20 protein-coding genes are annotated in these 17,553 nt (G+C 31.4%); 12 read left to right on the top strand and 8 right to left on the bottom strand.

All coding sequences use genetic code 11. The features are described 5' to 3' along the window. Nucleotides 1-2: 2 nt before the first annotated feature. A complete protein-coding gene (locus BSF42_RS09385) occupies nucleotides 3-986 on the top strand; it encodes a UDP-glucuronic acid decarboxylase family protein (protein ID WP_095952830.1) in 984 nt (327 codons plus the stop codon). A gap of 29 nt (nucleotides 987-1,015) precedes the next feature. Then, entirely contained in the window at nucleotides 1,016-1,783 is a 768-nt protein-coding gene (locus BSF42_RS09380) for a glycosyltransferase family 2 protein (protein ID WP_095952829.1), read from the top strand. Nucleotides 1,784-1,946: 163 nt separating this feature from the next. On the opposite strand, the gene BSF42_RS09375 is transcribed toward BSF42_RS09380, so the two are convergent. Genes BSF42_RS09375 through BSF42_RS09360 form a run of 4 tightly spaced genes read right to left on the bottom strand, consistent with a single transcriptional unit; the run spans nucleotide 1,947 to nucleotide 4,411 of the window. Continuing rightward, nucleotides 1,947-2,468, bottom strand: coding sequence for an ORF6N domain-containing protein (locus tag BSF42_RS09375; RefSeq protein ID WP_095952828.1), 522 nt, complete (start codon nucleotides 2,466-2,468; stop codon nucleotides 1,947-1,949). A 39-nt stretch (nucleotides 2,469-2,507) separates the two neighbouring features. Next, on the bottom strand, nucleotides 2,508-3,818 hold the full coding sequence (locus tag BSF42_RS09370; protein ID WP_095952827.1) for a phenylacetate--CoA ligase family protein: 1,311 nt from the start codon (nucleotides 3,816-3,818) through the stop codon (nucleotides 2,508-2,510). After that, a complete protein-coding gene (locus BSF42_RS09365; RefSeq protein WP_095952826.1) occupies nucleotides 3,818-4,120 on the bottom strand; it encodes a HigA family addiction module antitoxin in 303 nt (100 codons plus the stop codon). Before BSF42_RS09365 ends, BSF42_RS09370 begins: the two co-directional genes overlap by 1 nt. Nucleotides 4,121-4,129: 9 nt before the next feature. Beyond that, complete coding sequence (locus BSF42_RS09360) at nucleotides 4,130-4,411, bottom strand: type II toxin-antitoxin system RelE/ParE family toxin (RefSeq protein WP_095952825.1); 282 nt, start codon at nucleotides 4,409-4,411, stop codon at nucleotides 4,130-4,132. Nucleotides 4,412-4,507: 96 nt separating this feature from the next. On the opposite strand from BSF42_RS09360, the gene purD reads away from it, so the two are divergent. Beyond that, on the top strand, nucleotides 4,508-5,782 hold the full coding sequence (purD, locus tag BSF42_RS09355; RefSeq protein ID WP_095952824.1) for a phosphoribosylamine--glycine ligase: 1,275 nt from the start codon (nucleotides 4,508-4,510) through the stop codon (nucleotides 5,780-5,782). Between the two features lie 40 nt (nucleotides 5,783-5,822). On the opposite strand, the gene BSF42_RS09350 is transcribed toward purD, so the two are convergent. Then, on the bottom strand, nucleotides 5,823-6,053 hold the full coding sequence (locus BSF42_RS09350) for a hypothetical protein (RefSeq protein WP_029271378.1): 231 nt from the start codon (nucleotides 6,051-6,053) through the stop codon (nucleotides 5,823-5,825). 142 nt (nucleotides 6,054-6,195) lie between these two features. Between BSF42_RS09350 and BSF42_RS09345 the strand changes: the two genes are divergently transcribed. After that, on the top strand, nucleotides 6,196-7,125 hold the full coding sequence (locus BSF42_RS09345; protein WP_095952823.1) for a DUF6427 family protein: 930 nt from the start codon (nucleotides 6,196-6,198) through the stop codon (nucleotides 7,123-7,125). Here BSF42_RS09345 and upp read toward each other — a convergent pair. Beyond that, nucleotides 7,120-7,773 (bottom strand): uracil phosphoribosyltransferase, encoded by a 654-nt coding sequence (upp, locus tag BSF42_RS09340; RefSeq protein ID WP_095952822.1) that lies wholly within the window; start codon nucleotides 7,771-7,773, stop codon nucleotides 7,120-7,122. The two genes, BSF42_RS09345 and upp, sit on opposite strands and share 6 nt — an antisense overlap. A gap of 110 nt (nucleotides 7,774-7,883) precedes the next feature. On the opposite strand from upp, the gene BSF42_RS09335 reads away from it, so the two are divergent. After that, nucleotides 7,884-8,489, top strand: coding sequence for a DUF4254 domain-containing protein (locus BSF42_RS09335; protein WP_095952821.1), 606 nt, complete (start codon nucleotides 7,884-7,886; stop codon nucleotides 8,487-8,489). Nucleotides 8,490-8,529: 40 nt separating this feature from the next. After that, nucleotides 8,530-9,537, top strand: coding sequence for a glycosyltransferase family 9 protein (locus tag BSF42_RS09330; protein WP_095952820.1), 1,008 nt, complete (start codon nucleotides 8,530-8,532; stop codon nucleotides 9,535-9,537). 242 nt (nucleotides 9,538-9,779) lie between these two features. Here the strand turns inward: BSF42_RS09330 and BSF42_RS09325 are convergent, their stop codons facing one another. Together BSF42_RS09325 and BSF42_RS09320 are read right to left on the bottom strand one after the other, a co-directional pair. Beyond that, entirely contained in the window at nucleotides 9,780-10,091 is a 312-nt protein-coding gene (locus BSF42_RS09325; protein WP_095952819.1) for a hypothetical protein, read from the bottom strand. 134 nt (nucleotides 10,092-10,225) lie between these two features. Further along, complete coding sequence (locus BSF42_RS09320) at nucleotides 10,226-11,278, bottom strand: 2Fe-2S iron-sulfur cluster-binding protein (RefSeq protein ID WP_095952818.1); 1,053 nt, start codon at nucleotides 11,276-11,278, stop codon at nucleotides 10,226-10,228. A gap of 128 nt (nucleotides 11,279-11,406) precedes the next feature. Here BSF42_RS09320 and BSF42_RS09315 point away from each other — a divergent pair, with 128 nt between their 5' ends. The 6 genes from BSF42_RS09315 to BSF42_RS09290 all read left to right on the top strand — a co-directional run bounded on the left by BSF42_RS09315 (nucleotide 11,407) and on the right by BSF42_RS09290 (nucleotide 17,439). Then, a complete protein-coding gene (locus tag BSF42_RS09315; protein WP_095952817.1) occupies nucleotides 11,407-12,867 on the top strand; it encodes a DUF5687 family protein in 1,461 nt (486 codons plus the stop codon). 114 nt (nucleotides 12,868-12,981) lie between these two features. Next, nucleotides 12,982-13,677, top strand: a complete 696-nt coding sequence (locus BSF42_RS09310) for an ABC transporter ATP-binding protein (protein ID WP_095952816.1) — start codon at nucleotides 12,982-12,984, stop codon at nucleotides 13,675-13,677. 89 nt (nucleotides 13,678-13,766) lie between these two features. Then, the gene (locus tag BSF42_RS09305) at nucleotides 13,767-16,379 is read left to right on the top strand and encodes a tetratricopeptide repeat protein (protein WP_095952815.1); all 2,613 of its coding nucleotides are present in this window, start codon (nucleotides 13,767-13,769) and stop codon (nucleotides 16,377-16,379) included. A gap of 2 nt (nucleotides 16,380-16,381) precedes the next feature. Next, nucleotides 16,382-16,780: a polymer-forming cytoskeletal protein gene (locus tag BSF42_RS09300; RefSeq protein WP_095952814.1), complete on the top strand. Its 399-nt coding sequence runs from the start codon at nucleotides 16,382-16,384 to the stop codon at nucleotides 16,778-16,780. Then, nucleotides 16,761-16,988, top strand: coding sequence for an AtpZ/AtpI family protein (locus tag BSF42_RS09295; RefSeq protein WP_095952813.1), 228 nt, complete (start codon nucleotides 16,761-16,763; stop codon nucleotides 16,986-16,988). The genes BSF42_RS09300 and BSF42_RS09295 overlap by 20 nt, the downstream gene beginning before the upstream one ends. A gap of 58 nt (nucleotides 16,989-17,046) precedes the next feature. After that, nucleotides 17,047-17,439 carry a hypothetical protein gene (locus BSF42_RS09290; protein WP_095952812.1) on the top strand — a complete coding sequence of 131 codons (393 nt, stop codon included), beginning with the start codon at nucleotides 17,047-17,049 and terminating at the stop codon, nucleotides 17,437-17,439. The last annotated feature ends 114 nt before the right edge of the window (nucleotides 17,440-17,553 follow it).

Below are 17,553 nucleotides of genomic sequence, written 5' to 3'. Positions count from 1 at the left end.
ATATGAAAAGAATACTTATCACTGGAGCAGCAGGTTTTTTAGGATCGCATTTATGTGACAGATTTATCAAGGAAGGTTACTTTGTAATCGGGATGGATAATTTGATTACTGGAGACCTTAAAAACATTGAGCATTTGTTCAAACTAGAGAACTTTGAGTTTTATCATCATGATATTACCAAATTTGTTCATATTCCAGGTGATTTAGATTATATCCTTCATTTTGCTTCGCCGGCAAGCCCGATAGATTATTTAAAAATTCCAATTCAGACTCTTAAAGTAGGGTCTTTAGGAACGCATAATTTATTAGGCTTAGCGAGAGTTAAAAAAGCAAGAATTTTGATTGCATCGACTTCAGAAGTTTACGGAGATCCGTTAGTGCATCCGCAGACAGAAGAATATTATGGAAACGTAAATACAATTGGGCCGCGCGGTGTTTATGATGAAGCAAAGCGTTTTCAGGAATCGATAACAATGGCGTATCATACTTTTCATGGTGTAGAAACCAGAATCGTTCGTATTTTTAATACTTACGGACCAAGAATGAGATTAAATGACGGACGTGTAATTCCAGCATTTATCGGACAAGCGTTACGCGGAGAAGATCTAACCATTTTTGGAGACGGAATGCAGACCCGTTCTTTTTGTTATGTAGACGATCAAGTCGAAGGTATTTTTAGATTATTGCATTCTGACTATGTTTATCCGGTAAACATTGGAAATCCTGACGAAATCACGATCAAAGATTTTGCTGAGGAAATCATAAAACTGACAGGAACAAATCAGAAAGTGGTTTATCATCCTTTACCAATAAACGATCCGTTGCAGCGTCAGCCAGACACGACAAAGGCAAAAGAATTGTTAGGCTGGGAAGCAAAAGTGAGCCGTTCTGAGGGAATGAAAATTACCTACGATTATTTTAGATCATTGTCTCCAGAAGAACTTTCAAAAGAAGAACACAAAGATTTTTCGAGTTATATAAAATAGCCACAAAATTCTGCAAAGATTAAAATCTAATGAACGATTTAGTATCTATTTTAACGCCAACATATAATACTGAAAAGTTCATTAGAGCAACGATAAAATCAGTTCAAAAGCAGACGTACCAAAACTGGGAAATGATTTTGGTCGATGATGCTTCTACAGATAAAACAGTTTCTATTATAGAAGTGTTTGCTCAAAACGATTCCAGAATAAAATTATTCAGATTATCGAAAAATTCAGGAAACGGATTTGCTAGAAATCAAGCTTTAGAAAAGGCTTCAGGAAAATATATCGCCTATTTAGATGCCGATGATATATGGTTTCCTCAAAAATTAGAGAAACAGATTCAGTTTCTAAAAACGAATAATCTGCCGTTTACTTTTAGCTTTTACGATTGTATTGATGAAGAAGGAAATAATTTAAACAGAAGAGTTGAATCACCGCAGCCTTTAACTTACAAACAATTATTTTTCTGCAATTATGTAGGCAATCTCACTGCGATTTACGATTCCGAATATTTTGGAAAAATCAAATTAGAATCTTCCGAAAAAAGACAAGATTGGAGAATTTGGCTTACTATTTTAAAACAAATAAAAAGGGTACAACCTGTTTCAGAACCATTAGCATTTTATAGAATTAGAAAAGATTCTATTTCTTCATCAAAATTCAAATTGATTAAACACAATTTTGGCGTTTACAGAAATTTTCACGGATTTAATATTGTGTTTTCTGTTTTATTGATGACGCGATTTTTATTTACTCAGTTGATTATTAAATCACGTTATATAAAGAAGATTTAATATTCTTCAAGGTCACAAATTGTGACCTTGAAGAATATCGTTTTTTATTTCAATCTTTATGTCACAAATTGTGACATAAAGATTTGAGTTTAATTTTAAGATCACAATTTGTGATCTTAAAGGATCACTTTCAGAATTGGAGATCACAAACTGTGACCTCCAATTATTTTTTATATCCAATTTTCACTCTTTCACTTTCATCTACTTTTTTGTCTGTTAATTCATCCAAATAAGAAAAAACTAACTCTATATTTTTATCATGATTCTCCAATTTCTTTTGAATCTGTAAAATGTCGACTTTAATTTCTGTTGTGTCCTGAAGCATTTGTCTCACTTTTGTGAAAATGCGCATAATTTGAATATTGGTTTGAATTGCTTTGTCGCTTTTCAATATACTTGAAAGCATTAAAATACCATGTTCTGTAAAAGCAAAAGGTAATGTTCTACTTCCACCCCAACTTGAAGTCGCAATTTGCGACTTCAAGTTTTTAAATTCACTTTCCGTAAGTTGAAACATGAAATCTTCTGGAAATCGAGATGAATTTCTTTTTACTTGTTCATTTAACCTTTTTGTTTCAACATTGTAAAGGATTGCTAAATCAAATGCAAGCATCACTTTTTGATTGCGGATAAAATATATTTTGTTTGAAATAGTTTCTTCAGAAAGTAAAGATTGATCGTACATAAGTTTTAATTAAAAATAAAATGTAAGATTTTATTTATATTATAAATATGATTTAAACTGTTTTAGTTTACCGCGATTGGTTCTTTCTAGAACAGTTTTTCTAGTAAAAGTGAAATCTAGATTGGGCTCTAAATACAAATCGATGGCTTCTTTTATTTTCTGAATTTGTGTTGAATCTAATTCTTTTTCAGCAACATAATCAATTTCGAAAGTATCTATTTTGGTTTGTTTGATGATAAATTCTTTGACATTTCCATCATCTTCAATGATGCTTTTTGTTACGTAATAAAATGTCAAGCCAGGAGATTTTTTTCCGCTAGGTAAAATGGCAATGTCGTTTGTTCTTCCAACTAATTTTTTTAGAATGGGTTTTTGTGGCGTACTTTTTTCATCCAAAATTCCGATATCGCCAATTTCATATCTAATAAAAGGATTTGCTTTATTGAACAGAGAAGTAATTACAATGCGGCCTTCTTCCCCGTAAGGGAGAACATTATTATTTTCATCTAAAATTTCTACAAAAAGAGTTTCAGAATTTATCTGCCATTCGCCCTGAGGATTTTCAAAAGCAATCAAATCAAGTTCAGATGCTCCGTATTCATTAATTACAGGAATACCGAATTGTTTTTCCAGTAACTTTTTATCAGACTCAAAAAGCATTTCTGAAGTAACAAAACAAGCTTTTAACGTCGGACAAACTTCATTTAAAATGATATTTTTATTTTCAAGATATTTAGCAAATAAAACAATCGAACTCGTATAACCATTGATATAATCGAATTTTTTCGATTTGAATTTTTTTAGAAATTTTCCCAGAATTTCATCAGATAAATCGAAAACCGGAAATCGAAAACGATGGGTGAGAAAATCTTTAAATCGTTCCTTTTGATAACCAATAAAATCCATCGGAATACCGTAAAAACGAGCTTGATAAGAATGATTAAAATCAATATCAAACCAACCAAAACGCATAATGTTAGATGCCCAGGTTAAAGAATGGGAATACTTATCTTTTGCAAAAACAAACGGAGTTCCACTCGATCCGGAAGTTTTGTTGAGGTAGATGTTTTTTTTTGAAAAACCTTTGGAAAGTCTTTCTTCCAATGGCTTCTGAAGATTCTGTTTATTCAATATCGGCAGATCTTCCCAATTTTGAACAGAAGTATTTCCAACTAATGCTGCATAGAAAGAGTTATTTTCTAAATGAAAATCAACAATTTCTTTCTTCTTATTTTCAAGAAACGAAGCATATTCAGATTCAGAAAACAGAACAATTTTATCCAATTCGGCCTTGGCTTTCTTTATAGGAAAACCATTCAAATGAAGGGAAAGATCAAAAAGACGGATCATTAAACTACTTCTTTTAAATCGTAACGTTTAATCGATTTCAATTCTTGGCCTTTATTAGATTCTTCTTGTTCAATATCAAAATCATCTTGAAGGCCCAGCCAAAATTTGGCCGAATTTCCAAAGTACTGGCTTAGACGTAAAGCTGTATCAGCTGTAATTCTTCGATTTCCTTTAATGATTTCAGAAATTCTAGTTTGCGGAATTTTCAAATCTTTAGACAAACGATATGGCGTAATGCTCAGAGGAATCAAAAATTCTTCCAACAAAATTTCTCCAGGATGTATATTTTTTAATTTTTCCATTTTAATTTTTTAATGAAAATCAACAATTTCTACACCAGAAGCATTTCCATTTTCCCAAATAAAAATAATTCTCCATTGATTGTTAATTCTAATGCTGTAAAAATCCTTTAAGTTACCGCTTAGTTTTTCTAAACGATTAGATGGCGGAATTCGTAAATCACTTAAATTTTGAGAATTATGAAGCATTCTGAGTTTTCTTCTGCCAATTTGCTGTATTTCAATTGAAGGTTTTTTGACTACAATACCATTCCAAATTTTTTCAGTTTCTTTCGAGCCAAATGAAATTATCATACCTTTCGCATTACTAACGTCAAAAGTAAGTAAAAAAAATTATTATTTAAGGTTAAAAGCAACTATTTTTGCACCACAACTAAATACAACTACACCATGACAATTTTATTATTGGGATCAGGCGGAAGAGAGCATGCATTTGCATGGAAAATGACTCAAAGTCCGCTTTGCGAAAAACTTTTTGTAGTACCTGGAAATGCAGGAACAGCTGCAATTGCTGAAAATGTGGCAATAGCTGCAACAGATTTTGAAGCTGTGAAAGCTTTAGTACTTAAAGAAAATATAAGTTTAGTAGTCGTAGGACCTGAAGATCCATTGGTAAAAGGTATTTACGATTATTTTAAAAATGACGAAAGTTTAAAACATATTCCAGTTATTGGACCATCTAAATTAGGGGCTCAATTAGAAGGAAGTAAAGAATTTGCAAAAGAATTCTTGATGAAACATAATATTCCAACTGCTGCTTACGATAGTTTTACTGCAGAAACAGTGGAAAAAGGATGTGAGTTTCTAGAAACATTACAGCCTCCTTATGTTTTAAAAGCAGATGGATTAGCAGCAGGAAAAGGAGTTTTGATTATTCAAGATCTTGAAGAAGCAAAAACAGAATTACGTAACATGCTGGTTCATGCAAAATTTGGTACCGCAAGTTCAAAAGTGGTAATTGAAGAATTTTTGGACGGAATCGAATTAAGTTGTTTTGTTTTAACAGACGGAAAAAATTACAAAATTCTTCCAACAGCAAAAGATTATAAAAGAATTGGAGAAGGAGATTCGGGATTGAATACAGGCGGAATGGGAGCAGTTTCTCCAGTTCCTTATGTTGATGCTGTTTTGATGGAAAAAATTGAAACACGTATCGTAAAACCAACAATTGAAGGTTTTCAAAAAGACGGAATCGAATATAAAGGATTTGTATTTATTGGTTTGATCAATGTAAAAAACGAACCAATTGTTATTGAATACAACGTAAGAATGGGAGATCCAGAGACTGAAGTAGTTGTGCCAAGATTAAAATCAGATTTGGTAGAATTATTCTTATCTGTTGCAGATCAAAAATTGGGAGATTTTAATTTAGAAATTGATCCAAGAAGTGCGACAACAGTTATGGTTGTTTCTGGCGGATATCCGGAAGATTTTGAAAAAGGAAAAGTAATTTCTGGTTTGGAGAATGTAACAGATTCAATTGTTTTTCATGCAGGAACAAAATTAGATAATGAAAATGTCGTTACTAATGGAGGACGTGTAATTGCTGTAACCTCTTATGGAGATAACTTTCAAGAGGCCATAAAAAAATCTTACCAAAACATAGATAAACTAAGCTTTGATAAGATGTATTTTAGAAAAGATATCGGTTTCGATTTAATTTAAAATAATTGAGAACTAACCCTTTTAATTAAGGGTTTAGTTTTTATTTTAAAAATGAGTGAGCCGTTGTATCTTGGTTTTCTGTTCCGGCATCATCAAAAATGCGTAATTGTTTAATCCAATAAACGATTGCACATGCACAGATGATCATGAAAATCCAGTTAATTGTGTTTGCACCAAACCATGTAATTAATTCCAAACGACGTAAAAAGTCAAGAGGAGCAAACAAAATGTTAACGAATAAGTATTGTATTCCTTCAAAAAAAGCTGTCATAATTTTTTAAAATTATATGTTATTTATTGTTGTGTAATGCTTTGAAGATAAAATTCGGTTAATCGAATCTTTTTTCAACTTGTTCGGTTTTTCATTTTAAACAAGTATTATCTTTACAATCACAAAAGTATAAAATATCCTTATGATAACAAGTGTTTTTAAAAAATCTACGCCATTAAATTATTCTTTGGTTGTAATTTTGATACTGGTTTTCTTTTTTACGTTTCAAATTAAAGACCCAACTTGGGTGACTTCTTATTTTTTGGCTTTCCAAAAAGTGAGTTTGTTATGCTTTATTCTGGCTTCTTTTTTTATGGTAAATTTTATCGTAAAAAAGAACGGACTCAGTAAAGACAATGGATACGCGATACTTTTCTATTTATTATTTCTTTTATTTTTCCCTACCATATTTAACAACACAAATGTTATTTATGCTAGCTTCTTTATATTATTAGCGCTTCGAAGATTAATTTCGCTGCAATCTTTAAAAGCATCAAAAGAAAAAATATTCGATGCCTCATTCTGGATTTTTGTAGCTTCTTTATTTCAATTTTGGAGTGTGCTTTTCCTACTATTGGTTTTTATATCAATCGTTTTTCACGTTTCAAGAGATTATAGAAACTGGGTTTTGCCATTTATTGCACTTTTAGCAGTAGCAATATTATTTTACATGACCTCTTTAATTTTTAATATCGATGTTGTCGCATTTTTTCAAGAAAGAGCTGTAATCGATTTTAGAATTGATTATTTTAAAAACAATTACGAAAACGGAGCACTTTCAATATATACTGCAGTATCTCTATTTTTTGTTACTTCGATGTTAATGACACTATCAAACAGACCGCAAATTTTACATTCTTCGTACAAGAAAATTGTAGCCTGCTTTTTTATTGCGGCTTTGGTTTATATCGTTTCACCAGATAAAAGTAATGATCTATTATTGTTCAGTATTGCACCATTGGCCGTTATGGCAACAAGTCATGTAGAATATATGCAGCAAAAACTAAACAACGAAATTGTATTTTATGTATTGATTGTCTGTAGTTTATTTACTTTCTTTTCACAATTATAATTTACTTCCGTAAGCAAGATCGCCGGCATCACCAAGACCAGGAACAATGTAGTTTTTCTCATTTAGTTTTTCATCTAAAGAAGCAACCCATAAATGGCAGTTTTCGGGAAGATTTTTTTCTAAATGCGCAATTCCTTCTGGTGCAGCGATAACGACTACAATGTGAAATTCTGTTGGGGCAGCATTCTCAATCAATTTTTTATGAACAGCTACAATAGATTGTCCCGTTGCCAGCATCGGATCAAGAAGTAAAACCGTCTTATTATTTAAATCTGAAATCGCTTGATATTCAACTAAAATTTCAAATTCATCATCGTTATTTGGATGATGTCTGCAAGCCGAAACAAAGCTGTTTTCTGCGTGGTCAAAATAATTTAAAAAACCATTATGAAGCGGTAATCCAGCTCTTAAAATAGGGCACAAAACCAAATCACTTTCGATTTCAGTCGTTTTTTTAATGCCTAGCGGCGTTTGAATTTCAACATTTTTATAGGGTAAAATTTTGCTCAATTCGTACGCCATGATTTCTCCAATACGCTCAATATTTCTACGAAAGCGCATACTGTCATTCTGTACATTTACATTTCTAATTTGTCCTAGAAAATGATTTAATACGCTGTTATTCTCAGAGATATAATGAATTTTCATAATATTTTTTTAGCAGATCAATTGTTTTTTATGAAGAATTGAAAAATTAGTGGTTTTTTTCAAACTATAAAAGTATAAAAAGTATCTTTGTTTTATAAAAAAATAAAAACATGTTTTCAAAATTAGCATATTCTGTTTTCGAGCAAAGCATTAAAGATTATCATCAATTTGATAATGTTGACCAGCCGATTAATAATCCTTATCCAAAAGATAAGTTTGAACATTTATTATATTTAAAAAATTGGATTGATACAGTTCAATGGCATTTTGAAGATATTATTCGTGACCCGCAGATAGATCCTGTTGCGGCTTTAACGCTTAAAAGAAGAATTGACGCATCAAATCAGGAACGTACTGATATGGTAGAATATATCGATGGTTATTTTTTACAAAAATACAGTGATGTAAAAGTAAAAGATGGAGCAAAAATCAATTCAGAAAGTCCAGCTTGGGCATTTGACAGATTGTCAATTTTAGCTTTAAAAATTTATCACATGAATGAAGAGGCTACTCGTGCAGAAGCTTCGCAAGAACATAGAGATAAATGTCAGGAAAAATTAAACATCCTTTTAGAACAAAGAACAGATTTATCTACAGCAATTGAAGAATTATTGACAGATATTGAAAATGGAGATAAATTCATGAAAGTGTACAAACAAATGAAAATGTACAACGACGATGAATTGAACCCAGTTTTATATCAAAACAAAAAATAATTTGACAGAATTGTCTAATAAGATTAAGCATATAGCCGTCATGAGACTATCCGCAATGGGAGATGTCGCCATGACGGTTCCTGTTTTACGCGCTTTTGTAAAACAGTATCCAACAGTACAATTGACGGTTATTTCTCGTCCTTTTTTTAAACCTTTTTTTGACGGAATTCCGAATTTGGAATTTTTTGCTTTTGATGAAAAAGAAAGACACAAAGGATTTTCAGGACTTTTACGTTTATATAATGACGTAAAAAAACTCAAAATTGATGCTTTTGCAGATCTTCATAATGTATTACGTTCTAAAGTGGTGAGTTTACTTTTCGCTTTAAGCGGCAAAAAAAGAGCGACTGTTGACAAAGGAAGAGAAGGCAAAAAAGAATTAACGAGAGCCGAAAATAAGATTTTTAAACAACTGCCAACCATGTTCGAAAGACATGCAAAAGTGTTTGAAGAACTTGGTTTTCCTTTAAATTTATCTAATCCTACGTTTCCCGAAAAAGCAGTTTTAAGCGGTGAAATTTTAGAAATTATCGGAGAAGAAAATGCAAAGTTAATTGGAATTGCTCCTTTTGCACAATATGATTCTAAGGTTTATCCGTTAGATTTAATGAAAGAAGTGATTGCGAAATTGGCAGAGAATTCGGCCTATAAAATTTTGCTTTTTGGCGGAGGAAAAAAAGAAATCGAAATTCTGGATTCTATTTCGCAGCCTTATGAAAACGTAATTAATATGGCTGGAAAAATCAAATTTCAGCAGGAATTACAACTTATAAGCAATCTCGATGTAATGCTTTCTATGGATTCTGGAAATGCACACATTGCTGCAATGCTCGGAGTTAAAGTTGTTACACTTTGGGGTGCAACACATCCTTATGCAGGGTTTCTGCCATTCAATCAAAATTTAGAAAATGCTCTGACTTCAGATAGAAATCAATATCCTCAACTGCCAACTTCTGTTTACGGAAATAAAATTGTAGAAGGATATGAAGATGCTATGAGAAGTATTTTTGCAGATGAAGTGGTTTTTAAAGTTGAGAACAACTTATAATATTATTGTCAGACTGAGCGAAGTCGAAGTCCAATATCATATGCCCTTCGACTTCGCTCAGGGTGACAAAAAAGTGTAAATATTTGAAGCTAAAAAATTCCAAATTCCAAACTTATAACTGGAATTTGGAATTTTTTATTTGAGATAATCTTTGTCAAAGTTTCAAACTTTGACAAAGATGAAAACATATTCCTAATTCAATCATAATTTGGAATTTGGAATTTTTTTATTGGAGTTTATTCTTATCCTAACCAAATCTTTTCATCTTTACATCGGTTATAAATATAATTTTTAAGATTTGAAATTGTAGCTTCATAATTGGGTGCTTCATAACCAAAACGCTCGTGTTCCATTTTTTCCTTCTCAATGTCATTGCACCCTTTTATAACTTCTTTCAGCATATCAAGCATTGCAAGTTCTTTATTGTAAGTTTTCTCAAATTTAAGCTCAACAATTTCATCCTGCAATTCCTCACAATATTCTACAAGTTTTATAACTTCGGGTTCTTCTAAAAGATAGTCCTTACTTTTAAAAATTTCTCTTACGGATCTCATATTCAATTAAATTTCAATTTACATCTTTGTCAATTTTCAAACTTGACAAAGATCAAGGAATAAGGTAATTAAACAAAAAAAAAATTCCAAATTCCAATTGAAAAGTTGGAATTTTTAATATTCTAATTTAAAGATTAAACGTCGTCGTAATCCACATAAATAGTATCTGATGTTGGATGCGCCTGGCATGTTAAAATCAAACCTTCTGCAATTTCGCTGTCAGTCAAAATAGAGTTTTTCGTCATTTCTGCGGTTCCAGTTGTAACACGTCCTAAGCAGCTGCTGCAAATACCGCCTTGGCAAGAATACGGAGCATCAACTCCTTGTTTTAGAGCAGCATCAAGAATGGTTTGTTTTTTAGACATTTCGAAAGTAGTCTCTTCGTCATCAACTAAAACCGTAATTTTAGTATGTCCTTCTTGAGAACCTTGAATTACGTGTTCTTCAGAAGAAGATGTAAAGAGCTCAAACTTAATAGCCGATTCTTTTACATTTTTTTCTTTTAAAATATCAGAAACCGTATTGATCATTTCTTCTGGTCCACACAAGAAAAATTTATCAAACTGAAGTTCTTTGTGTTTGTTACTTAAAACAAAATTCACAGCAGATTTTTCAATTCTTCCAAACAAAGCATTTTCAGCTTTTGCCTGACTAAATACATAATGCACAAAAAATCTGCCTACATATTGCAATTGTAAATCATGAAGTTCCTGATAAAACATAGTATTTTCAGGAGTTTTATTTCCATAAACCAATACAAATGAACTTTTTGGCTCATTTTTTAAAACCGATTTGATTATAGAAAGAACAGGAGTAATTCCACTTCCAGCAACAAAAGCTGCGTAGTTTTTTTGTCTTTCGGCATCTGGCTCAAAAGTAAATTTTCCTTCCGGCTGTCCCACTTCAAGAACATCTCCTTGTTTTAATATTGTATTGGCAAACTGAGAAAAAAGGCCACTTTTTACCGCTTTAACAGCAATTCTTAATTCGCCGCTTTCAGGTGCAGAGCAAATAGAATAAGCACGTCTAATTTCTTGATTGTCAAGAGTTAGTTTTAAATTTATATATTGACCAGCTATAAATTTATAATCTGGTTTTAGTTCTTCGGGAACATTAAAAAGTATAGAAACCGCATCTGCAGTTTCGCGTTTTACTTCTTTAATTATAAGTTTTAAGAATGAAGGCATGTTAGAATTTTTATGCAAAAGTAGCAAACCACTATTAAATGATTGACACTAAATTATTTTTTTTAACTTTTTTTGTAACGTTTTCCTACATTTGATCTCTCACTACAAAGAAACTAAAACTATAAACCATGATTAAAAAGTTTATTTACCTCGAATGGAAAGCTTTCATTAGATCGGCATCGTTTGGTAAAAACCTGACAATGAAAATTATAATAGGATTTTTGATGATTTATTTTTCCTTAATTTTTATTGGAATGGGAGTAGGAGCATTTTATATCCTTAAGGATATGAAATTGGAACCATTAAGAACAGTTAACAGATTTCTAATATATTATTTTCTTTTTGATTTAATAGTTAGATTGCTCTTGCAGTCCATTCCTGTTTTAAATATTAAACCTTTATTGGTTCTTCCATTTAAGAAACCAACAATTGTTCATTTTTCTTTAGGCAAAACAGTATTGTCTTTTTTTAATTGGGTACACGCTCTATTTTTTATCCCGTTCTCGGTTGTATTGATTTTAAATGGCTACGATGTTGTCGAAATAGTGTTTTGGAATTTAGGAATTATGGCAATAATTTACATCAATAATTTTCTGAATATTATTTTAAGTAACATCGATAAATTATTTGCCTTATTCGCAGCGCTAATTATAGCTTTAGCGGGAGCTCAATATTATAAATTATTTGATGTAACAGTATTTACGACTCCATTTTTTCAGGGTTTTTATGATATTGATGGTTTGTTTTTAATTCCAATTTTAGTTCTAGCCGGATTATACGCTTTTACCTTTAAGTATTTTAAAGCAAATTTATATTTGGATGCGGGACTTTCTGTAAAACAAGATATTGCAGCTACAGAAAACTTTTCTTGGCTGAATCAGTTTGGAACTTTAGGAACATTTCTTAAAAATGACATTAAATTGATCAAAAGAAATAAAAGATCCAAAACAACTATTTTCATGAGTGTTCTCTTTTTATTTTATGGATTTATCTTTTTTGGAAACTCTCATCAGCCGGCGGCTATGCAGATTTTTGCAGGAATATTTGTTTCAGGAGGATTTTTATTTGTCTTTGGTCAGTTTGTTCCAAGCTGGGATAGTTCTTATTATCAATTACTAATGACTCAAAATGTTCCGTATCGCGGTTACATTACTTCAAAATGGTGGCTTATAGTTATTGCTACTTTTATCTCTACAATTTTGGCTTCTTTTTATCTTTTATATGGTTGGGAGACTTATTTAACTATAGTTGTTGGAGCGATTTATAACATTGGAGTCAATTCACATTTAGTTCTTTTAGGCGGTGCATTTACCAAAACGCCAATTGATCTAAGTAACGCTGGAGGAGCTTTTGGAGATAAAAAAGCTTTTAATGTGAGTGCCATGCTTCTATCACTGCCAAAAATATTTTTACCGCTTTTGCTTTATTGGCTCGGACTTCATTTTGCAGATAAAACAGTTGCTTTAAGTCTTGTTGCCGGAGCCGGCGTTTTAGGATTTATCTTTAAAGAAAAAGTTTTTTCATTAATTGAAAAAAGATATAAAATAGAGAAGTACAGTACAATAAGTGCTTATAAACAAAAGAATTAAATTAGAAAATGTGCCAATTTGATAATGAGATAATTTATCAAATGGAAAACTAAAATCTATAAATAAGCAATAGATTTTTAATTTAAAATCAACAATCTAAAATCTAAAATTAATATGATACAAGTAAATCAACTTATCAAAAATTATAACGGAACAACAGTTTTAAATATTGAAAATCTTGAAATTCCAAAAGGGCAAAGTTTCGGATTAGTGGGAAATAATGGTGCAGGAAAAACGACTTTTTTCAGTCTGCTTTTAGATTTGATTCAGCCTTCAAAAGGATATGTTATAAACAACAATATTCAGGTAAATACCAGCGAAAACTGGAAATCTTTTACAGGATCGTTTCTTGACGAAAGCTTTTTGATAGGATATTTAACACCAGAAGAATATTTTTATTTTATTGGAGATCTTCGCCATCAGAATAAAGCAGATGTTGATGCTTTATTGGCACAGCATGAAGAATTTTTCAATGGAGAAATTTTAAACAATAAAAAATATTTGAGAGATTTATCTAAAGGGAACCAGAAAAAAGTGGGCATAATTGCAACGCTTATAGGAAATCCTGAAGTAATCATTTTAGACGAACCTTTTGCTAATTTGGACCCGACAACTGTTAGCAGGTTGAAAAAAATTATAAAAGAACTGGCCGATAATCCAAATGTAACTGTTTTGGTTTCAAGTCATGATTTACAGCATACGGTTGAAGTTTGCGACCGAATTGTTGCACTTAATAAAGGCGAAATTGTAAAAGATATTCAGACTTCAAAAGAGACCCTTCAGGAACTAGAATCGTTTTTTGCAGTATAAGTATTCCATATTACAAAAAGAAGCGTATTTTTACAAGTCAATATACTAAAATCAATTTTTAGTAGTTATCTGTTTTAAACTCTTTTCTATTGAAAAAGAATACTCTTAAATATAGTTTTACTTTCGTTTTTTTATTCTTTTTGATAGCTTGTTCTACCAAAAAAAATACTTTTTTGTCTAGAACATCGCACTCTGTTGGTACAAAATATAATATTTTATACAATGGAGGAATTGGTCTGGATAAAGGATTACAGTCTATTCAGGCCAATAATCAGGATAATTTTTGGAAATTACTGCCTATTGAAAAAATGCAGTTTGACGAAAATTTTTCTGAAGGGGAAAAAGCTAAAAATCCTGATTTTGAACGCGCTGAAACCAAGGCGACCAAAGCCATTCAGAAGCACTCCATGAATATTGGCGGGAGAGAAAGAAACTCACAAATTGACGAAGCTTATTTAATGCTTGGTAAAGCGAGATATTACGATCAGCGTTTTATTCCGGCGGTTGAGGCATTCAATTATATTTTATACAAATATCCAAACAGTAGTAATATTTACACCGCTAAAATCTGGCGTGAAAAAACCAATATGCGTCTAGGAAACGACGCTATTGCTTTAAAAAACATTAAACTTTTACTTAAAAATACAGATTTAGACAAACAAACTTTTGCTGATGCGAATGCTCTTTTGGCGGAAGCTTTTTTAAATCTAGAACAAAAAGACAGCGCAGTTGCCAAACTGAGAATTGCAGAGCAGTTTACCAAAAAGAATGAAGAACGTGCTAGATACCGTTTTATCCTTGGTCAAATGTATCAGGAACAAGAAAAACGAGATAGTGCAATTTATTTTTATAATGCCGTAATCGACTTAAATCGAAAAGCAGATCGTAAATATATGATGCACGCCTATGCTAGAAAGGCACAGATGTTCGATTATGAAAAAGACAACGATACCATCTTTTTAAAAACATTTAATAAGCTAGTTACTGATCGTGAGAACCGTCCTTATTATGATGTTCTTTTTTATGAAATGGGTGTGTTTTATGATAAGAAAAAAGATCAGGAAAATGCTTTAAAATTTTATAATAAATCTTTAGGAAGAAAATCAAAAGACCCTTATTTAATGGCTTCTGCCTATAGAAACATTGGAAATATGTATTTTAAAAATACAAACTATACAATGGCAGCGAAGTATTATGACAGCACCTTGGTAAAACTCGATTCAAAAACAAGAGAATATGCTTTCATAGAAAAAAACAGAAAAAATCTTGATAATGTAATTAAATACGAGGCCGTTGCAAAACGTAACGATAGTATTATCATGGTATTCAATATGCCTCCGACAGAAAAAAAGGTGTATTTCGAAAATTATATTGCGGAGCTTAAAAAGAAAGACGAAGCCAAACGACTTTTAGAAGAAAAAGAAAAAGAGCGTTTAGCCAATATTAATTTGAATTCGCAAGCAGAGGTTTCAGGAAGTGGCGCTGTTAATCCGCAGTCTGTAGGGAAACAATTAGATTCAGACGGTATCGGCATGCCAATGGGGACTAATGATAATGCAAGCACATTTTATTTTTATAACCCAACAACTGTTGCTTACGGGAAACTGCAATTCAAAAAAATGTGGGGAACCAGAACATTAGGAAGTAACTGGAGATTGGCAGGAATAAAAGATGCGAATAGTGCCGCAATGAATGATACAATTAGTACTCAAGACGCTGCAAACGTATTAAAAGATACAGTTGTGGCAGAAAAATATACTGTTGCATTTTATGTACAACAACTTCCTACTTCACAGCCAGCTATGGACAGTATTGGTAAGGAACGTAATTTTGCATATTATCAATTAGGACTTATATATAAGGAGAAGTTTAAAGAATATAATTTGGCCAGCGATAAATTAGAACAATTGTTACGCAACAATCCAGAAGAAAAACTGGTGCTGCCATCCATGTACAATTTGTATAAAATTTATCAAATTACAAATCCGCAAAAAGCCGAAGCAATAAAAGCAGAGATTTCGTCTAAATATCCAGGGTCGAGATATGCTCAGATTTTAAATAATAAGGAAGACGATCCAAATTCTAGTCCAGACAAAGAATACCAAAAATGGTATAAACTGTTTGAGGAAGAAAAATTTGAAGAGGTATTAGCCAATATTGATAATTTGATAAATCAATATTCTGGTGATGATATTGTTTCGAAGTATGAATTATTAAAAGCCAATACTTTAGGTAAAGTAAATGGTTTGGAAGCGTATAAAAAAGGTCTCGAAAATGCAGCAGATAATTATCCGAATAGTGAAGAGGGTAAAAATGCCAGAGAAATTCTGGAGAAACAAGTCCCTGCTTTAGAAAGATTAAACTTTACAACAGAAGATAACAAAAGCTGGAAAATTTTATATGCAGTTCCTAATAATGACACTAAAACGCTTAAACAAATTGAAGAAGCGATTAGAGTATTTTTATTAGTTGAAAATTTTGAACGATTGACAACTTCTTTTGATAAATACAATCGATCTGAAAGTTTTGTAATTATCCATGGTTTAAAATCTGAAGCTTACGCAAAAGACGTTGCGGGAGTTTTGAGAGATGACAAAAAATATAAAATTGCACATCCGGCAGTTATTATTTCCAGTGATAATTACAAAGTGGTTCAAATTAAAAAGAACCTAGATGCCTATTTGACCCCAAAAACCCCATAATAATGTTTGAAAAAGTAAAAAAAAGCGGCACAGAGCAATTAGGAAAAACGAATCGAATTGTAGAAGGAACATCAATAGTAGGAGACATAGTCTCAAAAGCCGATTTTAGATTAGACGGCGAACTAATTGGAAATTTCACTTCACAAGGAAAAATTGTAATAGGAGCCAAAGGATCAGTCAAAGGAGAAATTATTTGTAATAATGCAGACATTGAAGGAGAATTTCATGGAAAAATAAAAGTACTTGAAATTCTTAATATTAAATCGACTGCCCAAATACATGGAGAAGTAGCAGTAGGAAAACTTTCTATAGAGCCTGGGGCTGACTTCACTGCAACCTGTACCATGCTGGCTCACTCCAATCAAGTAATAATGTTAGAAGATGGAAAAGGAGCCGAATAATAATAGGAGAAATAAATGGCTTGCATTTATTAATATTCCTTTTCAAATGGGAGTTATTATTTTTCTGTTCTCTTACTTTGGAACTTGGCTTGACGAAAATCATCCAAGTCCCAAGGTATATTACAATACCATTTTTGTAATGCTTGGTGTTGGACTTGCATTATACAATGTAATTCGCCAGGTAAATGATATTAATAAGACAAAGTAGTTGTGAGTAAAAATAGCTTTGAGATAAAAGTTGCATCTTTGCGCAAAAATTATTTCAAATGCTTTTAAAAAATTACAAACTTGTATTTTATTTATTTTGTCTTACTTTGACTACTTATGTTTTTCACAAAGCAATTTTCTTTTTTTGTGAAATTAATATTCAAAACTTTCATTATAGTTTAGAATTACTGTATTTATTTTTCTTCGGAATATCGGCTTTATTATACCTTATATTATTAATAGTAAAAAAGAAGAATTTTGAAATCGTCGGAATGGCCTTTTTATTTGGAACTTTTACACAAATGTTATTAGGATATTTAATTCTGCAGCCAATCTTAAAAATTAAAACTGGAGAAAGCGATGTTGAAAAGATTAGTTTTTTTATAACATTTGTGCTGTTTTTGTTATTTCAGACGCTTTTAACTGTCCGATTATTAAATGAAAAGCGTTAAAATAACAATTCTTTAAAACAAGGTTTAAAAATAATTTTTCATATCCTTTTGAATATTAATAAAAAATGTACCTTTGCACCAAATTTTAGAAACGTAAAAAAATAAGATTTTCCA

It is taken from the genome of Flavobacterium sp. ACN6 (genome assembly GCF_002304005.1).
Lineage (GTDB): Bacteria > Bacteroidota > Bacteroidia > Flavobacteriales > Flavobacteriaceae > Flavobacterium.
The sequence above is the reverse complement of the archived record's forward strand: the minus strand, read 5'-3'. Positions and strand labels throughout refer to the sequence as shown.

Coding starts and splice junctions, on each gene's coding strand:
- BSF42_RS09385 (WP_095952830.1), top strand. CDS start 3: ATGAAAAGAATACTTATCACTGGAGCAGCAGGTTTTTTAGGATCGCAT.
- BSF42_RS09380 (WP_095952829.1), top strand. CDS start 1,016: ATGAACGATTTAGTATCTATTTTAACGCCAACATATAATACTGAAAAG.
- BSF42_RS09375 (WP_095952828.1), bottom strand. CDS start 2,468: ATGTACGATCAATCTTTACTTTCTGAAGAAACTATTTCAAACAAAATA.
- BSF42_RS09370 (WP_095952827.1), bottom strand. CDS start 3,818: ATGATCCGTCTTTTTGATCTTTCCCTTCATTTGAATGGTTTTCCTATA.
- BSF42_RS09365 (WP_095952826.1), bottom strand. CDS start 4,120: ATGGAAAAATTAAAAAATATACATCCTGGAGAAATTTTGTTGGAAGAA.
- BSF42_RS09360 (WP_095952825.1), bottom strand. CDS start 4,411: ATGATAATTTCATTTGGCTCGAAAGAAACTGAAAAAATTTGGAATGGT.
- purD (WP_095952824.1), top strand. CDS start 4,508: ATGACAATTTTATTATTGGGATCAGGCGGAAGAGAGCATGCATTTGCA.
- BSF42_RS09350 (WP_029271378.1), bottom strand. CDS start 6,053: ATGACAGCTTTTTTTGAAGGAATACAATACTTATTCGTTAACATTTTG.
- BSF42_RS09345 (WP_095952823.1), top strand. CDS start 6,196: ATGATAACAAGTGTTTTTAAAAAATCTACGCCATTAAATTATTCTTTG.
- upp (WP_095952822.1), bottom strand. CDS start 7,773: ATGAAAATTCATTATATCTCTGAGAATAACAGCGTATTAAATCATTTT.
- BSF42_RS09335 (WP_095952821.1), top strand. CDS start 7,884: ATGTTTTCAAAATTAGCATATTCTGTTTTCGAGCAAAGCATTAAAGAT.
- BSF42_RS09330 (WP_095952820.1), top strand. CDS start 8,530: ATGAGACTATCCGCAATGGGAGATGTCGCCATGACGGTTCCTGTTTTA.
- BSF42_RS09325 (WP_095952819.1), bottom strand. CDS start 10,091: ATGAGATCCGTAAGAGAAATTTTTAAAAGTAAGGACTATCTTTTAGAA.
- BSF42_RS09320 (WP_095952818.1), bottom strand. CDS start 11,278: ATGCCTTCATTCTTAAAACTTATAATTAAAGAAGTAAAACGCGAAACT.
- BSF42_RS09315 (WP_095952817.1), top strand. CDS start 11,407: ATGATTAAAAAGTTTATTTACCTCGAATGGAAAGCTTTCATTAGATCG.
- BSF42_RS09310 (WP_095952816.1), top strand. CDS start 12,982: ATGATACAAGTAAATCAACTTATCAAAAATTATAACGGAACAACAGTT.
- BSF42_RS09300 (WP_095952814.1), top strand. CDS start 16,382: ATGTTTGAAAAAGTAAAAAAAAGCGGCACAGAGCAATTAGGAAAAACG.
- BSF42_RS09295 (WP_095952813.1), top strand. CDS start 16,761: ATGGAAAAGGAGCCGAATAATAATAGGAGAAATAAATGGCTTGCATTT.
- BSF42_RS09290 (WP_095952812.1), top strand. CDS start 17,047: ATGCTTTTAAAAAATTACAAACTTGTATTTTATTTATTTTGTCTTACT.